At 74.0% G+C, this 4,533-nt stretch carries 6 protein-coding genes; 2 read left to right on the forward strand and 4 right to left on the reverse strand.

Features of this window, described 5'->3' with window-relative positions; translation table 11 throughout:
- Positions 1-32: 32 nt before the first annotated feature.
- Positions 33-905: an alpha/beta fold hydrolase gene (locus tag AOK09_RS34755; RefSeq protein ID WP_055591192.1), complete on the reverse strand. Its 873-nt coding sequence runs from the start codon at positions 903-905 to the stop codon at positions 33-35.
- 302 nt (positions 906-1,207) lie between these two features.
- Here AOK09_RS34755 and AOK09_RS40610 point away from each other — a divergent pair, with 302 nt between their 5' ends.
- Positions 1,208-1,453, forward strand: a complete 246-nt coding sequence (locus AOK09_RS40610) for a hypothetical protein (protein ID WP_157876159.1) — start codon at positions 1,208-1,210, stop codon at positions 1,451-1,453.
- Positions 1,454-1,649: 196 nt separating this feature from the next.
- Here the strand turns inward: AOK09_RS40610 and AOK09_RS34760 are convergent, their stop codons facing one another.
- The 3 genes from AOK09_RS34760 to AOK09_RS34765 all read right to left on the reverse strand — a co-directional run bounded on the left by AOK09_RS34760 (position 1,650) and on the right by AOK09_RS34765 (position 3,250).
- Positions 1,650-2,045 carry a deoxyxylulose-5-phosphate synthase gene (locus tag AOK09_RS34760; RefSeq protein ID WP_245687616.1) on the reverse strand — a complete coding sequence of 132 codons (396 nt, stop codon included), beginning with the start codon at positions 2,043-2,045 and terminating at the stop codon, positions 1,650-1,652.
- Positions 2,046-2,049: 4 nt separating this feature from the next.
- Positions 2,050-2,448, reverse strand: coding sequence for a DUF6959 family protein (locus AOK09_RS43820; RefSeq protein WP_407675460.1), 399 nt, complete (start codon positions 2,446-2,448; stop codon positions 2,050-2,052).
- Between the two features lie 349 nt (positions 2,449-2,797).
- Positions 2,798-3,250, reverse strand: coding sequence for a hypothetical protein (locus tag AOK09_RS34765; RefSeq protein WP_055591193.1), 453 nt, complete (start codon positions 3,248-3,250; stop codon positions 2,798-2,800).
- A gap of 122 nt (positions 3,251-3,372) precedes the next feature.
- Between AOK09_RS34765 and AOK09_RS34770 the strand changes: the two genes are divergently transcribed.
- A partial coding sequence (locus tag AOK09_RS34770; RefSeq protein ID WP_055591194.1) for an aldehyde dehydrogenase family protein occupies positions 3,373-4,533 on the forward strand: 1,161 nt, incomplete at its 3' end.

The raw sequence follows: 4,533 nt of genomic DNA on the forward strand, positions 1-4,533 counted from the left end.
GGGCCCTCCGGGGTGCGGTGGAGGGGCGGCTGTCAGCCGGTGTCCCCGAGGACCTCGCGCAGCCTGCGTGCGAAGGCTTCGGGCTGGCCGGCGTAGCCGGTCTCGCCTCCGACGAAACCGCCGTGGTGGCTTGGGAAGATCACTGGCTGCTGACCGAGCAGCGCGGCTGTTGCCTGCGCGGTGCGGGCGGTGAGGGTGCCGTGGGACTCTTCGCCGACCGCGATCACCACCCGCGTCGGTGCCGCGGTGAGTGCGTCGGCCTGGGGCTGGTAGCGGGTGATGGCCCAGGAGCGGTCGGATAGTAGGGGGTCGGTTCGTGAGCCGTCGTCTTCGGTGGGCAGCCCGAACGCGGCGGGATCCGGGGTGGGCCGGGCGAAGTAGTCGTCGGTGAATGCGCCCTGCCACGACGTCATCGCGATGAAGGCTGCCATGCCGGCGCCCCAGCCTTTGTCCTGGTAGGTGTCGCGGACGCGGGCCTGGGCGCGCTGGGCGGCTTCGGCGTCGGGGAGCAGCGTCAGCAGCGGAGGTTCGTGCGCGACGAGGGTGGTCACGTCTGCGGGGTGGGTGGCGACCAGGGCGAGCGCGGTCACCGCGCCGCCGCTGCTGGCGAACATCTCCACGGCGGTGGTGCCGAGCGCCTGGATGAGGGCGTGCACGTCACCGGCCTGAGTCTGGGGGGTGTGGTCGGTGCGGGCGTCCTTGCGGGTGCTGCGGCCCAGGCCGCGCGGGTCGTAGGTGACCACGGTCCGGTCGCGGAAGTGCGCGGCCAGGGCGGCGAAGCCGCCGGCGTCCATGGGCTGGCCGATCATCACCAAGGGTGGGCGTCCGTCCGGAGTCGGCAGGGGGCCATGCAGGTCGTAGGCAAGGTCGGCCTCGGGGGTGTGCAGCGTGCGTGTCGTCGTCATACCGTGGGGACCTTTGCGGCGCCGGGAACTCATCGCACGCTCGGCGGCGCCGGCCTCGGGGTCGGGGTCGGGGTCGGGCGCGGGGGTGTTCGACGGCGGCGCCGGGTGCGGGCCCCGGCCCGGGCGGCCCGCGTGCCGCCGGCTGTGCCGACGCCTTGGCGGTCACTCTTTCGCCTGACCTCGGCGGCGTGGCAGGATCCCTGCGCTGGGGCGGTGCGCCGCACAGGTACCTCGTGGGGGGCGGGTGTCGTATGGGCGCTGTGGAGTGGACCGCTCTTGCCGTCGTTTCGGCTCTCACTGTCGTGCCGGGCGTAGCGGCGCTCTCCCGTGGCTGGCTGCCGTGGTGGCTGCGAGGCCATGTGTCCTCGCCGCGACTGTGGGGTGGTGGTGAGGTGACCCTGGGCCTCGGCGTTGTGACCGGCATGATCAGCTGGCACGGGCAGTCCCGTGCCTGCCCGGCCGGCCTGGTGGTGGGTCTGTGCCTGCTGGTGTGCGGCGCCGGCGTCCTGGCGATGTCGCAGCGTCCCCGCCGCGCGCATCGCTCCTGAGGCCGTGTCACCGAGCTGCAGAAGGCCTGCCGGCTTGTGGGTCGTTGACGGGTCGGCCCGGCGGTGCGGTGCGCCCTGGTTCCCCTGCTCGAAGGGTGGGAAGGGCCGTGGGGGGATCGTCCCGGTGAGGAGCAGCCGTCCCGGCGCACCCGTGCCGGCACGGCAAGGATGGGCAATCGACCGGTCTGAGGGGTCCTCAGGAGGGCTTCCGCGCGGGCCTGGGGGTGGCCGGCGCCCGGCCTGCACGGCCGGCGCCGAGGGCGGTGGGATGGGTCCCGTGGACGAGGGCCGTGGCGAACGGCTCACCGCTGGTGCGGGCGTGCGCCATCCGCTGCCGGAGGTCGCTGAGTGTCCGCGGCCGGTAGCCAGGGCCCCCGCAGCAGCTCTTGTGGAAGCGGACACCGGCGTGCAGGAGCACCGAGAGCACGCGCCAGCTGGAGTCATCCCGCCGGCGCGGGGCGGCGAAGGCCGAGCCGGCGTGGATCAGCGGCTTGGCGCACCGGGGGCACAGCCGGGTGTGGTCGCCGAGGTACGGCTGCTTGTAGGAGGCTCGGCAGGGCAGGCAGACGTAGGAAGTCTTTCCGTGGGGCATCCGGTCAGGATAGGGCCGGTGTGCGGGGGCCTTCGACGGCATTTCCCGGGGTGTGACGGGGCCCTTCCGCGACGAGGGCGCCTCTCGGGGCAGGGGCCGCTGCGGGTAGTACCCGGGCCCCGCCGCCACGTGCCGGGGCTGTTGCATCAGGTCGCTTCATGCCGTGTCGCGTCAGGGGGTCCGCATAACCCGCCAGGATCTCGTCGAGCGCGGTCAGAAGCAGTTCCGCGCACTCCAGCGCTGCGCCGGCGTTGCCGCGGGCGCAGGTCGCCCTGGTCTTTGCGACGTCACTGTGCAGGACGGACAGCGAGTGCCCTGCACCAGACCCCGGAAAACCGCCGGCCGGGCATCCGAACGGCACCGGCAGCGGACAGGTCCACCTCGATGCGTTCCATGCCGTCATCCCAGCGGTCAGCGAGCCCTCCCGCCACCGTTGCCGCACACACCCGCACCGTCGATCCGGACCATGGGACGAGCCGCGGGAGCGGCCTTCGCGGGCCGGGGCCCGCGGCCGCGTACGACCGGCCCGATCGGGACCGATCGGGTTCCCGGGCGGGCAGGGGGAGCCGGCCCGGTCCGCCGGCGAGCGTAGGGCCGCTGGTCAGGGTCGACCTCGGGCCGGACCCCGGGCCTCGACCGGTGCCCGCCCGTTGGGCCCCGCCCGGCGCTGCTCCGCGCGGACCGGTGCCGGTGCCGGCGTTGTTGCTTGTCCCGGCCTGGGCGGCTCGTCGCCTGGCCTGGTGTTCCGGCGTTCAGCGGAGCAGGGTGTTCACGGCGGACCTGACGGTTGCTGCTTTGGCCGGCGCGGTCAGCCGGTCCCATCGGTGGTGGGTCGCCGGGCGGGCGGTGTGCGGCCAGGGGAGTGCTGTCTCACGGGAGTTGACGTGGACGGATGCGCACCGCGGGCAGGGGTGGGTGCCGGTGAAGTCGAAGGCCGAGCCGGTGGGGTCCGGGTCGAAGACGCGGCCGATCACGGAGCGGACCAGCGGGCCGGCGTCCACCGGGGGGAGGTGCGCGGAGCGCCGGTGGTCGTCGACGAGGGCCTCGATCTCGGTGTACGTCGGGTCGAAGCAGTGGAGGACGGCGGCCTGGGGGGTCGCGGAGACGCCGAGGAAGGTGCCGTAGGCGAAGGAGAGGTCGGCGCCGGGAAGGGTGAACCGGTGGCCGCAGGAGCGGCAGTGGTAGTGCCGTTCGGTGCAGCGCATGGCGTCATCATGCCGTTGCGAGAGAAAGGACGGGACCCGGCACCGATGGTGGTCCCCTACGGGGGCGGTTCCTGCAGGCGACCGTGGACCCGGCGCAGCCGGACCGTCGTCCCGTTCCGCGTATGGACCATCGGCTGCAGAAGGTGGCTCTGGGGCCCGTGGTGATCTTCGGCGCCAGTAACTTCCCTGTCTCCTACTCGGTCGCCGGTGGTGACACCGCCTCGGCGTTGGCCGCCGGGTGCCCGGTGGTTCTCAAGGCGCACAACGCCCACCCGGGCACCTCGGAGATCGCCGGCCGTGCGCTGCAGCGGGCGGTGGCCGAGGCGGGTCTGCACGAGGGTGTCTTCTCCCTGGTGCGGGGTGCGGGCAACGCCATCGGTGAGGCGCTGGTGGATCATCCGCTGGTGCGGGCGGTCACCTTCACCGGCTCCGAGGGCGGCGGCATGGCCCTGTTCCGCCGGGCCCAGCAGCGTCCCGACCCGATCCCGGTGTTCACCGAGATGACGAGCGTCAACCCCACCTTCGTGCTGCCCGCGGCGCTGGCGGCCCGCGGCGCGCGGATCGGGGCCGGCCTGGTGCAGCGCGCCATGTACAACGTCGGCCAGGCCTGCCTGAAGCCCGCCGTGCTGCTGGCCGCGGACGGGCCCGGGTTCACGCAGCTGCGCGAGGCGGCGGCGGCCGAGGTGGAGCAGGTCGCCGCGCGGACGATGCTCACCCCCGGCATCCACGACGCCTACACCCGGGGCGTGCGGCGGATGGAGGGCAGCGGCGCGAGGAGGATCGGCGCCGGGCCGGCCCCGGTGCGTGCCTGGGACGGCCGGTCCCTGCTGTACGAGGTCACCGGCGAGCAGCTGCTGGCCGAACCGGACCTGCGCGAGGAGGTCTTCGGCCCCGCCGTGCTGCTGGTCCGGCTGACCGGAGCGGACCAGCTGCTGCTGGAGGCGGCCCGGGCCTTCCGCGGACAGCTCTCCGCCACCCTGCACGCCGACGCCGCCGACCACGCCGCCGCCGCGCAGCTCCTGCCGGTCCTGGAGCGCCGCACCGGCCGCATCGTGGTCAACGCCTTCTCGATCCCGCAGGAGGTCACCTACGCCTCCACCCACGGCGGCCCGTTCCCGGCCACCTCCGACAGCCGCTTCACCTCCGTGGGCATGGGCGCGATCGAGCGGTTCCTGCGGCCGGTCACCTACCAGGGCTTCCCCGACGACCTGCTGCCGCAGGCGCTGCAGGCGGCCAACCCCCTGCACCTGTGGCGGGTCGTCGACGGCGAACTCACCCGGCAC

The sequence above is a fragment of the Peterkaempfera griseoplana genome, from assembly GCF_001418575.1.
GTDB lineage: Bacteria > Actinomycetota > Actinomycetes > Streptomycetales > Streptomycetaceae > Peterkaempfera > Peterkaempfera griseoplana.

Bases quoted from the DNA above. Each gene is read 5' to 3' on its own strand.
- AOK09_RS34765 (WP_055591193.1), bottom strand. From the start codon at position 3,250: ATGCGCTGCACCGAACGGCACTACCACTGCCGCTCCTGCGGCCACCGG.
- AOK09_RS34760 (WP_245687616.1), bottom strand. From the start codon at position 2,045: ATGCCCCACGGAAAGACTTCCTACGTCTGCCTGCCCTGCCGAGCCTCC.
- AOK09_RS43820 (WP_407675460.1), bottom strand. From the start codon at position 2,448: ATGACGGCATGGAACGCATCGAGGTGGACCTGTCCGCTGCCGGTGCCG.
- AOK09_RS34755 (WP_055591192.1), bottom strand. From the start codon at position 905: ATGACGACGACACGCACGCTGCACACCCCCGAGGCCGACCTTGCCTAC.